This is a genomic window from Gillisia marina, from assembly GCF_000258765.1.
GTDB classification, from domain to species: Bacteria; Bacteroidota; Bacteroidia; order Flavobacteriales; family Flavobacteriaceae; genus Gillisia; species Gillisia marina.
In genome coordinates this window covers 20,942-38,379 of record NZ_AJLT01000001.1, presented here as the reverse complement: position 1 = coordinate 38,379, position 17,438 = coordinate 20,942, and the positions used below count along the sequence as shown (strand labels likewise).

16 protein-coding genes, 1 pseudogene and 1 riboswitch are annotated in these 17,438 nt (G+C 34.7%); of the genes and pseudogenes, 3 read left to right on the top strand and 14 right to left on the bottom strand.

Annotated elements, in window-relative coordinates; translation table 11 throughout:
- Window positions 1–33: 33 nt before the first annotated feature.
- From ON07_RS00170 to ON07_RS00130, 9 genes are all read right to left on the bottom strand, one after another.
- Window positions 34–867 (bottom strand): sterol desaturase family protein, encoded by an 834-nt coding sequence (locus ON07_RS00170; RefSeq protein ID WP_010227219.1) that lies wholly within the window; start codon window positions 865–867, stop codon window positions 34–36.
- A 129-nt stretch (window positions 868–996) separates the two neighbouring features.
- On the bottom strand, window positions 997–1,560 hold the full coding sequence (locus ON07_RS00165) for an OsmC family protein (RefSeq protein ID WP_010227218.1): 564 nt from the start codon (window positions 1,558–1,560) through the stop codon (window positions 997–999).
- 188 nt (window positions 1,561–1,748) lie between these two features.
- Window positions 1,749–2,153: a VOC family protein gene (locus ON07_RS00160; RefSeq protein WP_010227217.1), complete on the bottom strand. Its 405-nt coding sequence runs from the start codon at window positions 2,151–2,153 to the stop codon at window positions 1,749–1,751.
- Between the two features lie 75 nt (window positions 2,154–2,228).
- The gene (locus ON07_RS00155; RefSeq protein ID WP_010227213.1) at window positions 2,229–2,705 is read right to left on the bottom strand and encodes an SRPBCC family protein; all 477 of its coding nucleotides are present in this window, start codon (window positions 2,703–2,705) and stop codon (window positions 2,229–2,231) included.
- Window positions 2,706–2,831: 126 nt separating this feature from the next.
- Window positions 2,832–3,263 (bottom strand): VOC family protein, encoded by a 432-nt coding sequence (locus ON07_RS00150; protein WP_010227199.1) that lies wholly within the window; start codon window positions 3,261–3,263, stop codon window positions 2,832–2,834.
- Window positions 3,264–3,290: 27 nt separating this feature from the next.
- Window positions 3,291–3,704 (bottom strand): VOC family protein, encoded by a 414-nt coding sequence (locus ON07_RS00145; protein ID WP_010227198.1) that lies wholly within the window; start codon window positions 3,702–3,704, stop codon window positions 3,291–3,293.
- 253 nt (window positions 3,705–3,957) lie between these two features.
- A complete protein-coding gene (locus tag ON07_RS00140; RefSeq protein ID WP_010227197.1) occupies window positions 3,958–4,839 on the bottom strand; it encodes a pirin family protein in 882 nt (293 codons plus the stop codon).
- 21 nt (window positions 4,840–4,860) lie between these two features.
- On the bottom strand, window positions 4,861–5,877 hold the full coding sequence (locus ON07_RS00135) for a pirin family protein (protein ID WP_010227196.1): 1,017 nt from the start codon (window positions 5,875–5,877) through the stop codon (window positions 4,861–4,863).
- Window positions 5,878–5,988: 111 nt separating this feature from the next.
- Window positions 5,989–7,353 (bottom strand): Na+/H+ antiporter NhaC family protein, encoded by a 1,365-nt coding sequence (locus tag ON07_RS00130; protein WP_010227195.1) that lies wholly within the window; start codon window positions 7,351–7,353, stop codon window positions 5,989–5,991.
- A 57-nt stretch (window positions 7,354–7,410) separates the two neighbouring features.
- A riboswitch (SAM-I-IV-variant riboswitch) is annotated at window positions 7,411–7,508 on the bottom strand.
- A 206-nt stretch (window positions 7,509–7,714) separates the two neighbouring features.
- Between ON07_RS00130 and ON07_RS00125 the strand changes: the two genes are divergently transcribed.
- Window positions 7,715–9,505 (top strand): DUF885 domain-containing protein, encoded by a 1,791-nt coding sequence (locus ON07_RS00125; RefSeq protein WP_010227194.1) that lies wholly within the window; start codon window positions 7,715–7,717, stop codon window positions 9,503–9,505.
- A gap of 110 nt (window positions 9,506–9,615) precedes the next feature.
- On the opposite strand, the gene ON07_RS00120 is transcribed toward ON07_RS00125, so the two are convergent.
- Together ON07_RS00120 and ON07_RS00115 are read right to left on the bottom strand one after the other, a co-directional pair.
- The gene (locus tag ON07_RS00120) at window positions 9,616–9,849 is read right to left on the bottom strand and encodes a VF530 family protein (protein WP_010227193.1); all 234 of its coding nucleotides are present in this window, start codon (window positions 9,847–9,849) and stop codon (window positions 9,616–9,618) included.
- Between the two features lie 188 nt (window positions 9,850–10,037).
- A complete protein-coding gene (locus ON07_RS00115; RefSeq protein WP_010227191.1) occupies window positions 10,038–11,585 on the bottom strand; it encodes an SDR family NAD(P)-dependent oxidoreductase in 1,548 nt (515 codons plus the stop codon).
- A 262-nt stretch (window positions 11,586–11,847) separates the two neighbouring features.
- On the opposite strand from ON07_RS00115, the gene ON07_RS00110 reads away from it, so the two are divergent.
- Window positions 11,848–12,639, top strand: a complete 792-nt coding sequence (locus tag ON07_RS00110) for an SDR family NAD(P)-dependent oxidoreductase (RefSeq protein WP_010227189.1) — start codon at window positions 11,848–11,850, stop codon at window positions 12,637–12,639.
- A gap of 219 nt (window positions 12,640–12,858) precedes the next feature.
- Here ON07_RS00110 and ON07_RS00105 read toward each other — a convergent pair whose 3' ends face one another.
- Window positions 12,859–14,172: a DEAD/DEAH box helicase gene (locus tag ON07_RS00105; protein ID WP_010227187.1), complete on the bottom strand. Its 1,314-nt coding sequence runs from the start codon at window positions 14,170–14,172 to the stop codon at window positions 12,859–12,861.
- A gap of 113 nt (window positions 14,173–14,285) precedes the next feature.
- Here ON07_RS00105 and rlmF point away from each other — a divergent pair, with 113 nt between their 5' ends.
- Window positions 14,286–15,140: a 23S rRNA (adenine(1618)-N(6))-methyltransferase RlmF gene (gene rlmF / locus ON07_RS00100; protein ID WP_010227185.1), complete on the top strand. Its 855-nt coding sequence runs from the start codon at window positions 14,286–14,288 to the stop codon at window positions 15,138–15,140.
- 100 nt (window positions 15,141–15,240) lie between these two features.
- Here rlmF and ON07_RS00095 read toward each other — a convergent pair whose 3' ends face one another.
- Entirely contained in the window at window positions 15,241–16,359 is a 1,119-nt protein-coding gene (locus ON07_RS00095; RefSeq protein WP_010227183.1) for an alkene reductase, read from the bottom strand.
- Between the two features lie 3 nt (window positions 16,360–16,362).
- Window positions 16,363–17,044, bottom strand: a pseudogene (locus ON07_RS13940) (type 1 glutamine amidotransferase domain-containing protein).
- Window positions 17,045–17,438: the final 394 nt, after the last annotated feature.

Here is a 17,438-nt window from a genome sequence, read left to right as displayed (position 1 = left end):
GCTATTTTTAGATTGTAGGAATTGTAATCAATATTATTTGAATTTAGCATCAGATGTTGCTCTGTATTTTTCAAATGGCAGCTTCAATAATCTTCCAATTTTAGAATTGGAATCTACATCCGGGTAGGTATCTATCCCATACGTAATTTCTTCATTTTTCAGCTTAGAAAAAGTACCGAGTATCCTATCCCAAATTGAAAAAATATTTCCATAGTTAGTATCTGTATATGGAAGTTTAAGGTGATGATGCACTTTATGCATATCTGGAGAAACAATTATAAAACTTAATACAGTATCCAGTTTTTTCGGTAATCTAATATTAGCATGATTAAATTGTGAGAATACTACGGAGAGCGATTGATATAATAATACAATGCCGATAGGAGCTCCTAGAATAACTACACCTAGGGTGGTAAACACAAATCTTATTAAACTTTCTCCCGGATGGTGCCTGTTAGCAGTAGTGGTGTCTACATGATTATCTGTATGATGGATAAGATGCAACATCCATAAAGGTTTTATTTTATGCTGAACATAATGAGCAAGCCAAGCTCCAAAAAAATCTAAGATAAGAAGGCTTAATAACACCGAAGCCCAAAGAGATAAGTCTAACCAATGAAGTATACCAAATGAATTATTCACTGTCCAGTCACTTGCCATTAAAAGAATAAACGCTAGTGCGAAGTTTATAACAACAGTTGTCCCCGTGAAGAATAAATTTGGCCAAGCATGCTGCAATTTCTTATAATTAAACTGAAATAAAGGAGCGGCATATTCCAAGAGCCAAAAAAATGTAATTCCGCCAACCAATATTATACTTCGGTGTGCCGAGGGAATGGTTTCAAAATAATTTATTAGATCATACATATACTATAAATATACTAATAAGTGATTTACATGAACGAGCGGATTAAATGTTTTGAGTTTATATTCTTATAAGAAGGAAAGAAAAGGATGGATTATGAAATCCATCCTTAATAATCCACTTTAGGTCAATTAAGCAATTTGCATTTTCACAGGAACAGAATTTGTAAGCATATCCAAAACTGGGGAAGTTTTTTTAACATGTTCCATCAATTCTTGAATTTGCTCTTTACTTCCATCGCTATCTATATTAATTTTAGCATTTATCATCCTATAGCCCGGTCTTATTTCATCTGTAAGGCCTAAGAAACTATGAAGATCCATTTCACCTTCCAGATCGAAGGTTAAAGAATTAATATTAATTCCTATAACCGATGCATTATATACAAATCCTACCGTTAAGCAAGATCCCAAAGCATGTAATATCATTTCCACAGCATTTGGTGCAATATTGTTTCCTAACAATACTTCCGGCTCATCTCCTTCAATGATAAATGGTTTTGTACGAGATTTATTTTCTTCTTTTACGCCATAGAAATCTTTTATTTCAGTTTTACTGCGTCCCGCTTCTACCCATTTTGTTTTTGCTCTAAACTTAAATAAGGCCTTCTCTGGATCCTTTTTTACAACATCAATTGTTTCTCTGAGCAAATCTACGTTTACACCGTTCTTGGTGTTGTGCACTACATTTCTCATCTCATTTCAATTTAAAATTACTTTTAAGTTAATTCGAGTGAATCAAATTCTGAGTTTACTAGAATTGTATTCACTTTTGGTAATTTCTGAAATTATATGGGGTAGTATTGGTGAGATATTATAAGATAACTCATCCTTTTTTTGAATGTCTTACTTCTGAAGATTTAATGAATTATTCTGCAACCCTATTATTGTCCATTTTTTGAAGGTTTCATCCAAAATATCTCCCAAATATGACCATCCAGATCATGAAAACTTCTTCCAAACATAAAATTATTAATCTGCGGCTCCCGAGCTTCCCGAGCTCCTAATTCTAATGCATATTCTAACAATGTGTTTACATGTTCTTTTGAATCTACAGAAATTGCCAAAAGAACTTCTGTAAATTGCGAAGTATCTGCTATTGCATTCTTGGTAAAGTCCTGAAAAAATATTTCCTGAAGCAACATGACATAACTCTCATTATTCAATTTCATACAAGCTGCTTGCTCGTTGCTATATTTAGGATTAAATTCAAAACCCAACTGTTTAAAAAAGTCAACAGACTTTTTTAGATCGTTTACAGGGAGATTTATGTAAACATCCGTTTTCACATTGTTATTTTAATCCCTCATTGAGAGTTTAATTCCCCAGAGGCGTGCCTCTAATTTTTAAAAGTATTTTCCATTTCATACCTCGTGGGCTTGCCCCGAGGTTCTTGATTTTTCTTCAGCTAGATTTTTAATTGTATTCAAAGCCTCAGGGAAAGCTTCATTGAAAAAATCTTCATGTTCTTTAACGGTATCCATCTTAACTAATAAAGAGGTGGAACCATTTTTTTCTGTAAGTTGGTAACTCTCCAAGGCACCTTCCCATTTCTTGCTTTCTGGAGTGGGAGATTGTACCTCTCTGTTTTTTATTTCTCTTAAATGCTGAAAAACCATCATTTCCGGAGGTGCCATTTTATTTATTCTGCTTTGCATTCCATTCCCTTTGGAATCCATAAATGTAATTGGCTCTCCTTCTTTCCATTCAGATATAGTTTCTAAATCCTCACCCTTAGAAAATGCTTTAATCCATTTTTTATAGGTTTCTTCTGTCCAAAGTACATCCCAAACTTTTTCGCGAGGTGCATTAATGTCTGTAGAAAATTTTAAAACTTTCATATGTGTTAGTTTTAGTCCCTCCATGAGGGGTTAGTAATCTTTCCCAATTGTAATCGGGATATCTCAAATTTTTAATAGAACTTTCTCTTCATAATTTATAAACTATACTTTATGGCACCTATTCCATTAATGCTCTATAGTATCATATCCAACCATCCAAATAAAGCCATACTTATCTTCCAACATTCCAAAATAAGAACCCCAAAAAGTGTCTTGCATTGGCATTGTTACCTTTCCATCTTTAGATAGGGAATTAAAAATAGTATCTGCTTCTTCCTTGCTCTCTGTGCTAAGAGAAAGAGAAACATTGTTTCCTGTGCTTACAGCTCCCATATTAGGATTTGCATCGCTTCCCATTAAAATAGTTTCTTTGCTTATAGGAAGAGAGACGTGCATAATTTTGTTCATGGACTCCTCAGGCATGTCTTTACAATCTGCTTCTGGCATATCACTAAATCTTCCCAAGAATTGGAAATCTCCGCCAAACACATTTTTATAAAAGTTAAATGCTTCCTCGCAATTTCCATCAAAGACTAAATAAGGGTTTACTGTTTTCATATTAAGCAAGTTTAGATTAGTCTATTTTTAACTATTAGTAGAAATTTTATCTCTATCCATATATAATAAATTCCATCTATGCCCATCCAAATCTAGAAAACCTGCACCATATAACCAGCCGTCTTTCTCTTTAGGTTGGGCAAATTCAGTTCCGCCTGCATTAGTCACATTTTCAAAGATCTTATCTACTCCTTCCCTACTATCCAGTTCTACAGATAATAACATCTCTGATCCTCTTTTGGGGTTTGAAAGTTCATAATGAATAAACTCCCTGAATTTAGATTCAGTAAATAACATGACAACTACTTTCCCGATTTCTAGCCTAAAAGATTCCTTATTATCTAATTCTACTGAATTATTAATGAAACCTATCTCCTTGAAAAATCGCACAGAATTTTCAAGATTTTTAACAGGTAAATTAATCCAGAGATTAGAAATCATCCTATTGCTATTTTAATTAAAGAAAAATTATGGGTTAACATTTTGTAGAGTACTTAAAATTAAGAATAATTTAGATTTTATGCTATTTCCAAGCACACCAATTTATCTCTACATTCAGAAGAATTAATTGCCGCCTACCGATAATTCAGGATACTTTGAATTTAAAAAATATTATTCTTATACTGCTTCAAGAAACCAACCGCGAACACTGCCAAGGCTTATTAAATTGTAAAATAATAAATATGAAATAAATTTAATCTTCAATGAGAATTCCCATTTTCCCCATTTGGTAGTCCCTCATAGCCTCTAAAACCTCAGTCTGGGTATTCATCACATATGGTCCATGTTGAGTAACTTTTTCATTTAATGGTTTACCACATAGCAATAGAAACTGAGAGTCTTCAGCAAAACTTATATCAATTTTATTGCCCTCCTCACTCAAAACCGCAAGATGTTCTGCTTCAATAATACCAAAACCTTTCACGTTCATAGTGCCTTTAATCAAATAGAGCATCGAACTAAATCCTATTGGAATTTCCAATTGCTGTGTTGCACCAATTTCTGCCGTACCCCATAGCACCAATAATTCGCTTTTAGCTTTCAGCTTAGATGTTAACTCTCCATATTGCCCAGCGACCAATTTATTGATGATTTTTTTGTCTTCTGAAGTAAAAACCGGCATGGCATCTTTAGAAAGATAGGTGTATTCCGGAGGTTGCATTTTAGCAGTACTCGGACTATTGATCCATAATTGAACGATCTCCTGCTTTCCTGAGGAAGCAACTAGATCTTCTGAAGGTCTTTCACTATGCACTATTCCAGCGCCGGCATGCATCCATTGTACTTCCCCGGCTTTAGCTATTTGATCGTTTCCCCAGCTATCCCGATGCCGGACTTCACCTTGAATAATAAACGTAACTGGAGAAAAACCTCTATGTGGATGTGGACCCACACCTTGATGTTTAGCCGGCCTGTTCTTATTGTATTTAGCAGTGGCATGGTGTAACAGCAAAAATGGATCTACCTGTTGCACTTTTTGTGTAGGTAAGGCTTGTTTTACTGGAAACCCACCCATATCTATTTTTACTGAAGGAAGTAAAAACTTTACTTCTTTCACGTTTTCTTTGTCACTCATAAATCTGAGATATTAAAATAATTATTTTATCTCCTCAGAGCCATCGGCATGCAAAGCAAACCTGCCTTTGTCTCTTGCATGTGCTTGTTCCCTCTCAGGCCATGGCCAACCTCCAAATTGAGTTCTTTGGAAATCCTGCATAGCTTGCTGAATCTCTTGTTGAGTATTCATCACAAATGGTCCATATTGCGCTACAGGTTCATTGATAGGTCTCCCTTGAAGCATCAGAAGATAGCCTTCTTCAGATCCATTTTTAAGAAAAATATCCTCTGTAGAAACCACATCTATTAAATGATATTCTTCAATGGTTTTATCTTCCACCACAAGTTTTTCTCCTTTATAAAAATATAAGGTTCTATTTACATCCAAGTTACTCGCGGGAATTCTCAATTCTGCATGTGCATCCATTTTTATTGTAAGAACGCTTACTGCATTTGCTGGATCTGCAGCCCAGGAATCTGGAGTTGGTGCTAATGCTTTAGTATCATTAAAACTTCCTGCAATTACGTCTATTGTTGAAGTACCACCATTTGCATCAGTAATTGTTACTACCGGAATATCTTCTGCCCACAACATCTTAAAGTGTGGTTCCACCATTTTATTTGCTTTTGGTAAGTTTAGCCACACCTGAAATATTTCTAGTGGATTCCCTTCCCCTTCTTTGAGCAAAGGGAACATTTCTGAATGTTGCACTCCTTTTCCGGCAGTCATCCATTGCACATCTCCTGCCCCAAACCTTCCGGCTGCTCCCAGCGAATCGGTATGATCTACAAAACCTTCTTTATTAATGGTGATTGTTTCAAATCCGCGATGTGGATGATATGGAAATCCAGGCATGGTACTTCCATGATACATACGCCAGCCGTCTTTTATAGTGAAATCCTGACCAATATTACGTCCGGCTAAAGAAGTTGCCGGACCTAATTTTTCGTTTCCTTTTGGATATTCATCTCTATGATGCGCACAAAATAAAAATGGATCTCTGGTTTCCCAAGGAAATCCCATTGGCTTTATGCTTTTGATTTTATTATTTTCCATAAATAGTTTTCTTGAATTCTTAAAATAAGAAAGATTTAAAGTTACATATTTTAGCGCTTTTTGGTCGTTAATAAATCTATAACTCTACACCAATACATCTCATATTGCTAATTAATCGGCTACTGTTTCACTCAAGATATATTCTTCCTTTGGTTCTTCTTCCTTTGGTTCTTCTTCGATTGGGTCTCTTCTAGAAGTAAATTGAATATAGCTAATTGTACCAATTAACAATAACCATAAATACCAAGTATTACTCACCAAATCTAAGTAGTTGATCTTCCCTTCAGCTAAACTCAAAATAATAAGAACTTGAGCTCCATAGGGCAATAAACCTTGCACGATACATGCAAAAATATCTAAGACAGAGGCTACCTTTTTTCTATTCAACACAAATTGATCACTTAGCTTTTTTGCTATAGATCCTGTAATTATTATTGAAACTGTATTATTAGCAATTGCCATATTCGTAAAACTCACCAAGCCTGCAATTCCGAAGTAGGCGGTTTTAGGATTCACTTTAGAATTAATAAAATTAATTAGAAATCGTATTCCACCCGCCTTTGTCACCAAGGCAGCCAATCCACCGGTTAATAACGAAAGCAGGAAGATTTCGGTCATGCTTGTAAAGCCTTCATACGACAGTTTTGCAAATTGAAGCACCCCAAAATCACCATATAAAACCCCTATTTTACCTGCAGTAATAATTCCTATGAATAATACAACAAAGACATTTACTCCAATAATGGCTAGCACCAATACCAAAATGTAAGGCAGTATTTTTATAATGTTTATAGAATTAGTGCCACCTAATGCTAAAGTATCGTCTAATGCAAATCCTTGATAAAGTAAAATACCAATGGTTATTACTGCTACGGGAAGTGCAATGAACACGTTTTGTTTAAATTTATCTTTCATACTCACCTCTAAAGACTGAGTAGCGGCAATGGTGGTGTCTGAAATAATAGATAGATTATCTCCAAACATAGCACCTCCTAAAAGGGATGCGCTTAAAATAGCTAAAGAAGCTTCGGTAGTATCGGCAAAACCTATTACAACAGCTCCAAGAGCTACAATGGCACCCACAGAAGTACCCGTAGATATAGATAAGAAGGCGGTAATTATAAAAACGCCTGCGTATAACCATTGAATAGAAATGTATTCTAAACCAAGATTAACAATAGCATCTACACTTCCGGTAGCCTTACAAACTACTGTAAATGCTCCAGCCAATAAATAGATAAGACACATAGTTAGAATCTTATCGTCTCCACAACCTTCGAGCAATGTGGAAATTTTGCTATTCATAGAATCCTTGAATAGTATCATGGCCAGAACAATCCCCAGTATTACGGCAATTGGAGAAGGTAGCGCATAGAAATCATTTAAATAGATTCCGGCACCTAAAAAGGTAAAAACAAATAAAAATAAAGGAAGCAATGCATAAAAATTCCCTTTGGAAGTAACTGAAGTATTCATAAAATAGTTTGTTTTATGAATCTCTTTAAAAGTAAGCTAAGCAATAAAAGGAAAGTGTCGATTAACATTTTTTCCAAAGAATTGGCTTATCATTTTTAGCACCTTGCTTGTTATTGCAGGTTGCTATCTCTTTTCTGAGATTCTTGATAATAGGCGGCAAATATATAATTTATAACTGCTCTTAAAAGAGAAATTATGATTTAATTAAGCGGCATTATTTTCAACTTTTCTAATACTCCATAAATCAAAGTTTTATGAGATCTAAACGAGCAGATTTTTGAATTCAATAAAAAAATTTGGTCTGCTTACATATCAATTAGATTTCTCCTACTTTTATATTTCTAATTTTAAATGTATTTCAATGTTCAAAAAAATAGTAACTATCGTCCTATTTTGTCTTTTAATAATTGGCTGTAAAGACGAAGCTAAACAAGAAAATTCTTCAGATAATTCTGTCGGAGCTGAATTTAATGAGCTTTTAGAAAATTATTATGAGGAAGGTCTTAAACTTAATCCACTTACAGCGACTGCCACAGGGGATAACCGTTATAACGATCTTTTTCCTAACACCCTCTCTGAAGCTTATAGAGATTCTCTAAAAAATTATTACAGCTCTTATAAAGCTGAAGTAGAAAAGTTCAAAGATTCTGAGCTTTCTGAAACAGAACAAATGAGTAAAGCCATCATTATATGGGAAGCCGATACTAATTTAAAAACCTTAAAGTTTAGAAATTCTGAATTCTTTCCAATAGATCAAATGTGGTCTGTAAATCTTAATATGGGGCAACTGGCTAGTGGAATGAGTTCTCAACCTTTCAAAACCGTTGCGGATTATGAAAATTGGGGAAAACGTGTTGAAGGGTATTTAGAATGGATGTCTTCTGTTGAAGAAAAGATGAGAGAAGGAATGAAAGAGGGTTATGTCCTTCCAAAATCTTTAATCGTTAAAATAATTCCGCAATTAGCTGCGATGACAGAAAAGGATCTTGATAAACACCTTTTTTATACACCTGTCAAAAATTTTCCTGAAGATTTTAGTGCGGAAGATAAAACCCGATTAAAGGAAGAATATTCCAAAATGATTCAAGAAAAGGTGATTCCTGCGTATCAAAAATTACATGATTTTGTAAAGAATGAATACTTACCAAAAGGAAGAACTTCCAGCGGAATTGCAGATATCCCAAATGGAGAGGAATTTTATAAGCATCAAATAAAATTGTACACTACTACAGATATGACTGCTGAGGAAATCCATCAATTAGGATTGGATGAAGTGGCACGAATTTCTTCAGAAATGGAAAAAGTAAAGGAGCAAATAGGTTTTAAAGGAGATCTAAAATCATTTTTTAATGATGTTAGAAATAATAATAAATTAATGCCTTACAAAACTCCAGAAGAAATCATTGCAAACTTTAATGCCATTCATGAGAAGATGAAACCTCAGTTGAAAAAGTTATTCGATCTTACTCCAAAAACACCATTTGAGGTGCGTAGAACCGAAGCTTTTAGAGAGAATTCTGCCAGTGCAGAATATAACCCTGGCTCCTTAGATGGAACTCGTCCAGGGATATTTTATGTACCAATTCCAGATGCAGCTACCTATAATGTATATTCAGATGAATCTTTATTCTTGCATGAAGCAATACCTGGGCATCATTACCAAATCTCCTTAACTCAGGAGAGTGAAGTATTGCCAAAATTCAGAAAAACTTTATGGTATAGCGGTTACGGAGAAGGTTGGGCTTTATATTCAGAATCTCTTGGGAAGGAATTAGGCCTTTATACAGATCCCTATCAGTACTTCGGGACATTGGGAGCCGAAATGCATAGAGCCGTGAGATTGGTAGTAGATACAGGCTTACATTCTAAAGGATGGACTAGAGAACAAGCGATTCAGTATTCCTTGGATAATGAAGCAGAATCTGAAGCGGGAATAACTTCAGAAATTGAACGATATATGGCGAATCCCGGACAGGCATTGTCATACAAGATCGGACAATTAAAGATTATGGAATTACGTGAAAAAGCTAAAAAGGAGTTGGGCGATAAATTTGATATCAGACAATATCACAACCAGGTGTTAGAAACCGGATGTGTGCCTTTGGCCTTATTAGAAAACAAAATCAATAATTGGATCGAGGGAAGTAAGTAAAATACTATTGATTAAAAGCCACAAATGCACGAATATCTTATATGATATTCGTGCATTTGTGGCTTTATTATTAATTATCTATTAAGATAATTTGTGTGTTCGGGAGAAAATTATTTAACAGAATCCATATAAATTCTCTCTACTTTATCTCTTGCCCAAGGTGTTTTTCTTAGAAACTTTAAACTAGATTTTACAGAGGGATCGTGGGTAAAACATCTAATTGGAAGCATTTCCCCCATCTTCTCCCATCCATGCTTTTCAAGCAAATGCTCGATAATATCAACCAATTTCACGCCGTGTAATTGGTTATTATGTTGTTTTTGGGGTATTTTGTTGTTATTCATTTCTTATATATTTTATTTTTATTATCCGTTTATTGTCCTAATAGTACTTTCGTCACCCTGAATTTATTTCAGGGTCTCAATACTCTATTGATAATCATTGTAATGAGATTCTGAAACTCCCGAAGCGTCGGGACAGAATGACGTCCTTTTTCAGTTTAGGAAACTTTACGAAAAAACAACATTTATTTCTACCAATCAATTGGTCTGTAATCCTTAAGGAATTTACCGCACCAATGTTTTCCAGTATTAATCCCATCAAACAAAGGATCCATTACCCTTGCTGCACCATCTACAATATCCAAAGGTGGCTGAAAATCATGGATTTCTACCTTTTTCTTTGATAATTCTGCAGGATCTTCATCGGTCACCCAACCGGTATCTACGGCATTCATAAAAATTCCATCTTTCGCAAATGTTGCTGCAGAAGTATGCGTCATCATATTTAATGCAGCTTTTGCCATATTGGTATGCGGGTGTCTATCTTCTTTTTTAAATCTATGGAATTTTCCTTCCATAGCCGAAACATTTATAATATGCTTTTTACCGGTATTCTCCTTTTTCATAAGATCTGAAAGACGGTTGCATAATACAAATGGCGCAACGGAGTTCACCAACTGTACTTCGATCATTTCGGTAGTTTCAATCTCTCCTAATCTTAATCTCCAACTATTTGTTTTCCGAAGATCCACTTGTTGTAGATCGGCATCCAATTCTCCTTCCGGAAATACTTCTTTAGTGGCAAGAGAATTATCGAAACTATAAGGGATCTGTGATAATTTAGCTGAAGCCCTTAAGCCAATTCCAGGTTCTGGCCCGTGCCAGGTAACAGGTAATACGTTATTTTGGTTGTTAGAAGCTCCTTCTGTCAATGTTTTTAGCTCTTGTAAGGAATTATGATGATCTTTTAAAAGATCCTTAGCAAATTCAGGCAAAGAATCATAAGGCAACTCTTCCTTTTCCATTAAATGCGCGAAGAAACCGGAAGGTCTTCGCACCGTTTGAGCGGCATTATTTATAAGAATATCCAATCGCTCGTAACGTTGCTCAATGAAATTACAGAAAATCTCTACACTAGGAATATGCCTAAGGTCTAATCCGTGGATCTTTAAACGATCTCCCCATTCTTGAAAATCGTGTTCCTTAGAAAATCGTAAGGCCGAATCTACCGGGAATCTTGTAGTTGCAATAACGGTGGCTCCTGCCTTTAACAACATAAGTGTTATGTGATACCCAATTTTTAGTCTCGATCCCGTAACTACAGCAACTTGGCCGGTAAGATCGGCGGTTTGATACCGTTTCGCATAGTTAAAATCGCCACATTCTGTGCACATGGTATCATAAAAGTGATGCAATTTTGTGAACATCGTTTTACATACATAACAGTTACGCGGAGATTCCAATTCCGGACGTTCATCCTTTGGAGTTTCAACAAGACTTGGAGCAATAAAAATAGTGGCTTCTCTGGCGCTTCGAATTCCGGTCTCTTTTCGAGCGTGTTTATCCCGCTCGATCATTTTCCTTTTCGCCGCTTTTTTAGAATCTTTCTTCCTTTTTAAAAATTCATCACGCTGAGGGCGAGTAAGAGCACCAGCTGCTTTCATTAATGCGATACGTTTCGCTTCAGAAAGGTCGAATACCTGATTGGTATCTTCAACTAAAGCTTCCAATATCGCAATACAAGTATCTATTTGTTCTTCTGTGAGAATATCGTTTTTTTCGGCTTTATCAGGTTTCATGCTTCAAAATTTTCAGTTTGCAAATATAATTTTATTATCTCCTATTAGATGTAGGATATATTGAAAATATGGATTTAGATATTACAAAACCATTCTCCTAGCCATCCGTCAATTTCATTTAATATAAGCTTTACAATATCCAGCCGTTTCCGAAGATTTTTTAAGTCGACTTTAATAAAAATAAAATATCTAAAGCATATATTTATTAAGACTTGAAAAGCCGATTTGGAATATAATTTATAAAAATTTAAAACATACTATTATGAAGACATTCAATGATAAAAACATATTAATTACCGGCGGATCTAGCGGAATTGGAAAAGCATTAATCACTGAATTTTACAAAGAAGGAGCAAGAAATATCGCTGTTGTTGGGAGAGATGAAGGTAAAATGAAGGATTTAAAATCTGAATTTCCTGAAGCAAAATTCACTTTTATACAAGCTGATGTATCTAAGCCTAAAGACATCACCAAGATTGCATCTAAAATCAAAAATGAATGGGATCATTTAGATATCCTTATAAATAATGCCGGAGTTGTTAGTGCAGGTGCTTTAGATGATATTTCTGATGAGGATATTATCGCGCAGCAAAACATAAATACTACAGGACTTATTTTACTTACTAAACATAGCTTACCCATGCTGAAAAAAAGTAAAGATGCGGCTATTATAAATGTATCTTCCGGTTTAGGCTTAATAGGAATGCCATTTTATGCAACTTATGCAGCTACAAAAGCTGCGGTAAAACAATTTTCTGAAGCTATGAGACGAGAGCTTAAGGATTTTCCGATACATGTTATGACGGTTTATCCAACTGCTACAGATACTCCAATGATGAAAACAGCTTCATCTAAAGATATGGACACCCCAGAATTAGTTGCTGAAAAAACTATGAAAGGTTTAAAAAATGAAGAAATTGATGTGATTTTGGGTGGAGAGGAACGCATAGAAAACAATAAAGAGAATTTTAAGAATCCGTTGGCATTTGATAAAAAAGTAAATTCTATGTACGATTCCATGAAAGAAAGAGCTTCCAAGCATCGCTCTATGTAAATTTTTTTTTTAATCCTTGTTGAAAATGTAACGTCACCCTGTTCCGATAGATATCGGAATTGTTTCAGGGTCTCTTTAAAATGAAAGTCAATTAATTATTGAGACCCTGAAATAAATTCAGGGTGACAAAAGTACTATTAAGACAACAATCAGATATTCATAAGAATGTTTTATTAAATCTCAAAAAAGGCCTTTAAATTTATTCTAAAGACCTTTTTTTTATACGAGTTTTATTCTTACTTTTTTCTTTTTGAGTTTAGTATTATTAAGCAGCGTTATAAGTGCATTTGCCTTGGCTGCCGGCACCGAAACAAAACAACAATCCTGTTTTAATTCTATAGCTCCCAATTCATCTTTTTCAAGCTTCCCTTGTTTAAAAAATAATCCTGCGATATCTCCTTTTGAGATCTTATCTTTTCTTCCTCCAGATACAAATAAGGTTTCCCACAGTGTATCCTGAGAAGCATTATTACTCTTAAGATTCTTCAACTCATCCAATTCTATAAAATCAGGTAGATCTTCTTTTGTCCATTTTATAACATAGGCATTCCCGGCAGCATTCATACGTGCAGTTCGGCCATTTCTATGAGTAAATTCTTCTTCCTTAAGTGGAAGTTGATAATGGATAATAAAGTTCAATTCCGGAATATCCAAGCCTCTAGCAGCAAGATCTGTCGCTACAATGATATTATGAGTTCCATTTCTGAATTTAATCAAAGAACGTTCTCTGTCCTGCTGTTCCATGCCTCCATGAAAACAACCATGACCTATATGATTCTGATTTAAATAATCGCTTACGCGTTGAATGCTATCTCGAAAATTACAAAACACGATTCCCGGCTTATTTCCAATATGGTCTAAAACTTCTTTTAAAGATTCTAATTTATCTTTTGAAGCAGAATTTATGGTTTTAATTTGTAGCTGAGATCTCTTTTTACCATCCAGATAGTTGATATGCTTAGGAGCTGTTAGTCCAACAAAACTTGGAATTTCAATTTGCTGTGTTGCAGAAGTTAGAATTCGTTTTTCAATATTTGGTAAAGCATCAATGATCTCTGTCATTTGTTCTTCAAATCCAACTTCTAAAGATTTGTCGAATTCATCTAATACCAGCGTTTTAATAGCATTCACTGAAAAAGTTTCTCTCCTTAAATGATCTGAAACTCTTCCCGGAGTTCCAATTAAAATAGCTGGTTCATGTTTCAACTCAATTTTGTCTTTAGAAAAAGGTCTTCCTCCATAGACAGCATTCGTTTTATAACCAGCGCCCATCTCTCTTACAACTTGTTCTATTTGAATAGCTAGTTCTCTGGAAGGCACCAAAATTAACGCTTGCACTTCATTAGAATTTAGATCCAACCTATCTATTATTGGTAATAAGAATGCTAAAGTCTTTCCTGTTCCTGTGGGAGATAAGAGAACAACGTTGGAATTTGCACTTATAACTTGAGAAGCTTCTTCTTGCATCGGATTAAGTTTTTCTATCCCCATCTTTTCCAAGATTTCCGACTGATCTTTAATTGTATTTGCCATTTTGCAAAAGTACAGTTATTTAATATACAGTAGAGGTTTCTGAAGTAGTGTACATTAAGTTATTTCTACGGAAATAAACACTGTATCTTTGCCTCACATTAAAACTTTTTATTTTGCATCCAAACAACATTCATAACGAAGCTTACAATTTTGAAGAGCTGGTAAAAGTTCATCCAGAATTAGGTGATCATATTATCGACAATGTAAATTCTGAAGAAACTATCGATTTTGGTAATAATCAGTCGGTTTTACATCTTAATAAAGCACTTTTAAAACGTCATTATAAAGTAACCGATTGGAATATTCCTCCGCAATATCTTATTCCACCTATTCCCGGAAGAGCAGATTATATCCATCATTTAGCAGATCTTTTGGCTGAAGAAAAATTAACTCCGGAAGTAAAAGGTTTAGATATTGGAGTTGGTGCCAATTGCATCTACCCTATTCTTGGACATAGTATTTATCATTGGAAAATGGTGGGTGCAGATATCGATGAGAATGCTGTGGTAGCTGCTCAAAATAATATTAATACTACCAAAAAACTGAGTCAGAATATTGAAATCAGATATCAGGATGATCATTCCAACATGTTTAAGGGAATCATCAAGGAAGGAGAATATTTCAATTTTAGTATGTGTAATCCTCCATTTCATTCTTCTAAAGAAGAAGCAGCTAAAACAAGTAGAAGAAAAACAAAGAATTTAGGAAGAGAAATTGGTAGTCCGCTCAACTTTGGTGGGGAATCTAACGAGCTTTGGTGTAATGGCGGAGAAGCTCTATTTCTTAAGCGAATGATCAAGGAAAGTGTGAATTTTAAATCTCAGGTTGGTTGGTTCACTTCGCTGATCTCTAAAAATGAAAGTCTTTCAAAAATATATAAGCAATTAGATAAGTTAAAAGCAACCTACAAAGTGATTCCTATGAGTCAGGGTAACAAAAAAAGCCGATTTATAGCTTGGAAATTTTAATGTCTCAGTGAGATTTTAAATTTTATTACTGAAGTATTATTCATAAAAAAAAAGCTCTTCAATTAATTTTGAAGAGCTTTTTTAATTTTGAAAAGAACTGTTATTGTAAAACAGCTTCTCTTTCAGTCTTTACTTCATAATCTATATATCCTTCTTTTCCTTCTGAATAAAAGGTGCTTTCATCCCAAGGGGAAACTTCTACATCTTGCTCAAATCTTTCAACAAGATCTGGGTTAGATATAAATAACTTTCCATAAGCTACCAAATCGGCATTTCCATCAGCGATCACTTTATTTCCTTTTTCCTGATCGAAGCCGCCATTTATTATGATAGTCCCTTTATATATAGGTCTATAACGTTTAGCAATTTCAGTCTCTGCATAAGGAACTTCAGAAACATCTGTAAAAGGCTCCGATAAATGTAAATATGCTAGATCGTACTCATTTAATTTTTCGATAATATAATCGAAGGTAGGAATGGTTTCTTTATCCAACGTAACTCCAAACAAATTATGCATAGAAGGGTTTAATCTAACCCCGATTTTATCTGCAGGAATTACTTGCTTTACAACATCTAAGACTTCAAAGAATAGTTTTGCTCTATTTTCTTTAGAACCGCCGTACTCATCTGTTCTCTTATTTGAGGTTGCATTAAAAAACTGATGAAATAAATATCCATTAGAAGAATGAATTTCTACTCCATCGAAACCTGCTTCCACAGCATTCTTAGCAGCATTTTTAAAATCGGATATTGTAGTATTAATATCTTCAATAGTCATCTCCCTTGGAGTAACCGTATCTTTAAAACCTTGCGGTGTAAATGACTGGGCATTTGGGTTTATAGCAGAAGCAGATACTGGTAATTCACCGTTATGGAAATCCGGGTGCGACATTCTACCAACATGCCATAGCTGAATAAAGATTCTACCATTTGCATCGTGCACTGCTTTAGTTACTTTCTTCCATCCTTCAACTTGCTCTTTCGAGTGAATTCCAGCTGTATTGATATATCCTACTGCCTGCTTAGAAACCTGTGAGCCTTCAGTAATTATAAGTCCGGCGCTGGCTCGTTCTTTATAATATTGAAGATGTAAGTCTTCTGTTGGTTTATTTTCGGCATTACTAGCTCTACTTCTCGTTAATGGTGCCATCACTACCCTATTTGGCAGTTGAAGGCTTCCCATTTTATATGATTGTAATAATTCTTGTTTAGTACTCATATTTTACTTTAATTTTTTCATTAAAAGATCTGCTACCTTAGATGAAGATGCAGGGTTTTGCCCTGTTATTAAAAGTCCATCTTCTAAAGCATAAGGTTGCCAATTTCCAATTTTACTGTAATTAGCTCCTTTTTCTTTCATCATATCTTCAATTAAAAAAGGAACAACTTTCGTTAATTCTACTGCTGCTTCCTCGCCGTTTGTAAAACCAGTTACATTTTTACCTTTAACTAAAGCATCACCTTTATTATCCTGAATATTCTTTAAGATTGCAGGCGCATGGCATACAAAAGAAATAGGTTTTTTTATTTGCGTAGAATGACTCTATAAGATTTTGAGATGTTTTATTTTCTACAAGATCCCATAAAAGACCATGACCACCAGGATAAAATACAGCATCAAAATCTTCTTGATCTACATCTTCCAGTTTCTTGGTATTGGCTAAAACTTTTTGAGTTTCCTTATCATTATCAAATCGCTTTGTATCTTCCGTAGCAGCATCTTCTGTATCACTATTTGGATCTATTGGTGGCTGACCACCCTTTGGAGAAGCTAATGTCACATTATAACCCGCATCGGTTAATTTGTAATAAGGTGCAGCGAACTCTTCAACCCAAAATCCGGTTTTCTTACCGGTATCACCCATCTCATCGTTACTAGTAAGTACAAAAAGTATATTTTTCATAATAGTATATTTTAGTTGATTAATAATTACAAAAGTATACCAATGTCTGCTGAAACTGCTTGATGTAAGTTAGGTGGAAGTGTTAAAAAAAGTTAAGCTAGAGAACTTCTTTTCTTATTCTGCTAAGGCTCTCAGGTTTTAACCCAAGATAATTTGCGATGAGATAATTGGGAACACGTTGTTCTATTTTTGGATATGTCTCGCAGAACTCTAAGTAGCGTTCTTTACCGCTTTTTTGCAGCGTAGAGAGTATTCTTGCGCGCAAGGAAACAAAAGCACTAGTGGTTTTAATTCTAAAGAACCTTTCGAATTGAGGAATGCGGGTGTACAGAATCTCTAAAGCCTCACGGTTAATAGCCAACAATACAGAATCTTCAATTGTTTCTACATATAA

Excerpts from the sequence above, each read along its gene's own strand:
- ON07_RS00170 (WP_010227219.1), bottom strand. The coding sequence starts at position 867 with ATGTATGATCTAATAAATTATTTTGAAACCATTCCCTCGGCACACCGA.
- ON07_RS00165 (WP_010227218.1), bottom strand. The coding sequence starts at position 1,560 with ATGAGAAATGTAGTGCACAACACCAAGAACGGTGTAAACGTAGATTTG.
- ON07_RS00155 (WP_010227213.1), bottom strand. The coding sequence starts at position 2,705 with ATGAAAGTTTTAAAATTTTCTACAGACATTAATGCACCTCGCGAAAAA.
- ON07_RS00150 (WP_010227199.1), bottom strand. The coding sequence starts at position 3,263 with ATGAAAACAGTAAACCCTTATTTAGTCTTTGATGGAAATTGCGAGGAA.
- ON07_RS00145 (WP_010227198.1), bottom strand. The coding sequence starts at position 3,704 with ATGATTTCTAATCTCTGGATTAATTTACCTGTTAAAAATCTTGAAAAT.
- ON07_RS00140 (WP_010227197.1), bottom strand. The coding sequence starts at position 4,839 with ATGAGTGACAAAGAAAACGTGAAAGAAGTAAAGTTTTTACTTCCTTCA.
- ON07_RS00135 (WP_010227196.1), bottom strand. The coding sequence starts at position 5,877 with ATGGAAAATAATAAAATCAAAAGCATAAAGCCAATGGGATTTCCTTGG.
- ON07_RS00130 (WP_010227195.1), bottom strand. The coding sequence starts at position 7,353 with ATGAATACTTCAGTTACTTCCAAAGGGAATTTTTATGCATTGCTTCCT.
- ON07_RS00125 (WP_010227194.1), top strand. The coding sequence starts at position 7,715 with ATGTTCAAAAAAATAGTAACTATCGTCCTATTTTGTCTTTTAATAATT.
- ON07_RS00120 (WP_010227193.1), bottom strand. The coding sequence starts at position 9,849 with ATGAATAACAACAAAATACCCCAAAAACAACATAATAACCAATTACAC.
- ON07_RS00115 (WP_010227191.1), bottom strand. The coding sequence starts at position 11,585 with ATGAAACCTGATAAAGCCGAAAAAAACGATATTCTCACAGAAGAACAA.
- ON07_RS00110 (WP_010227189.1), top strand. The coding sequence starts at position 11,848 with ATGAAGACATTCAATGATAAAAACATATTAATTACCGGCGGATCTAGC.
- ON07_RS00105 (WP_010227187.1), bottom strand. The coding sequence starts at position 14,172 with ATGGCAAATACAATTAAAGATCAGTCGGAAATCTTGGAAAAGATGGGG.
- ON07_RS00095 (WP_010227183.1), bottom strand. The coding sequence starts at position 16,359 with ATGAGTACTAAACAAGAATTATTACAATCATATAAAATGGGAAGCCTT.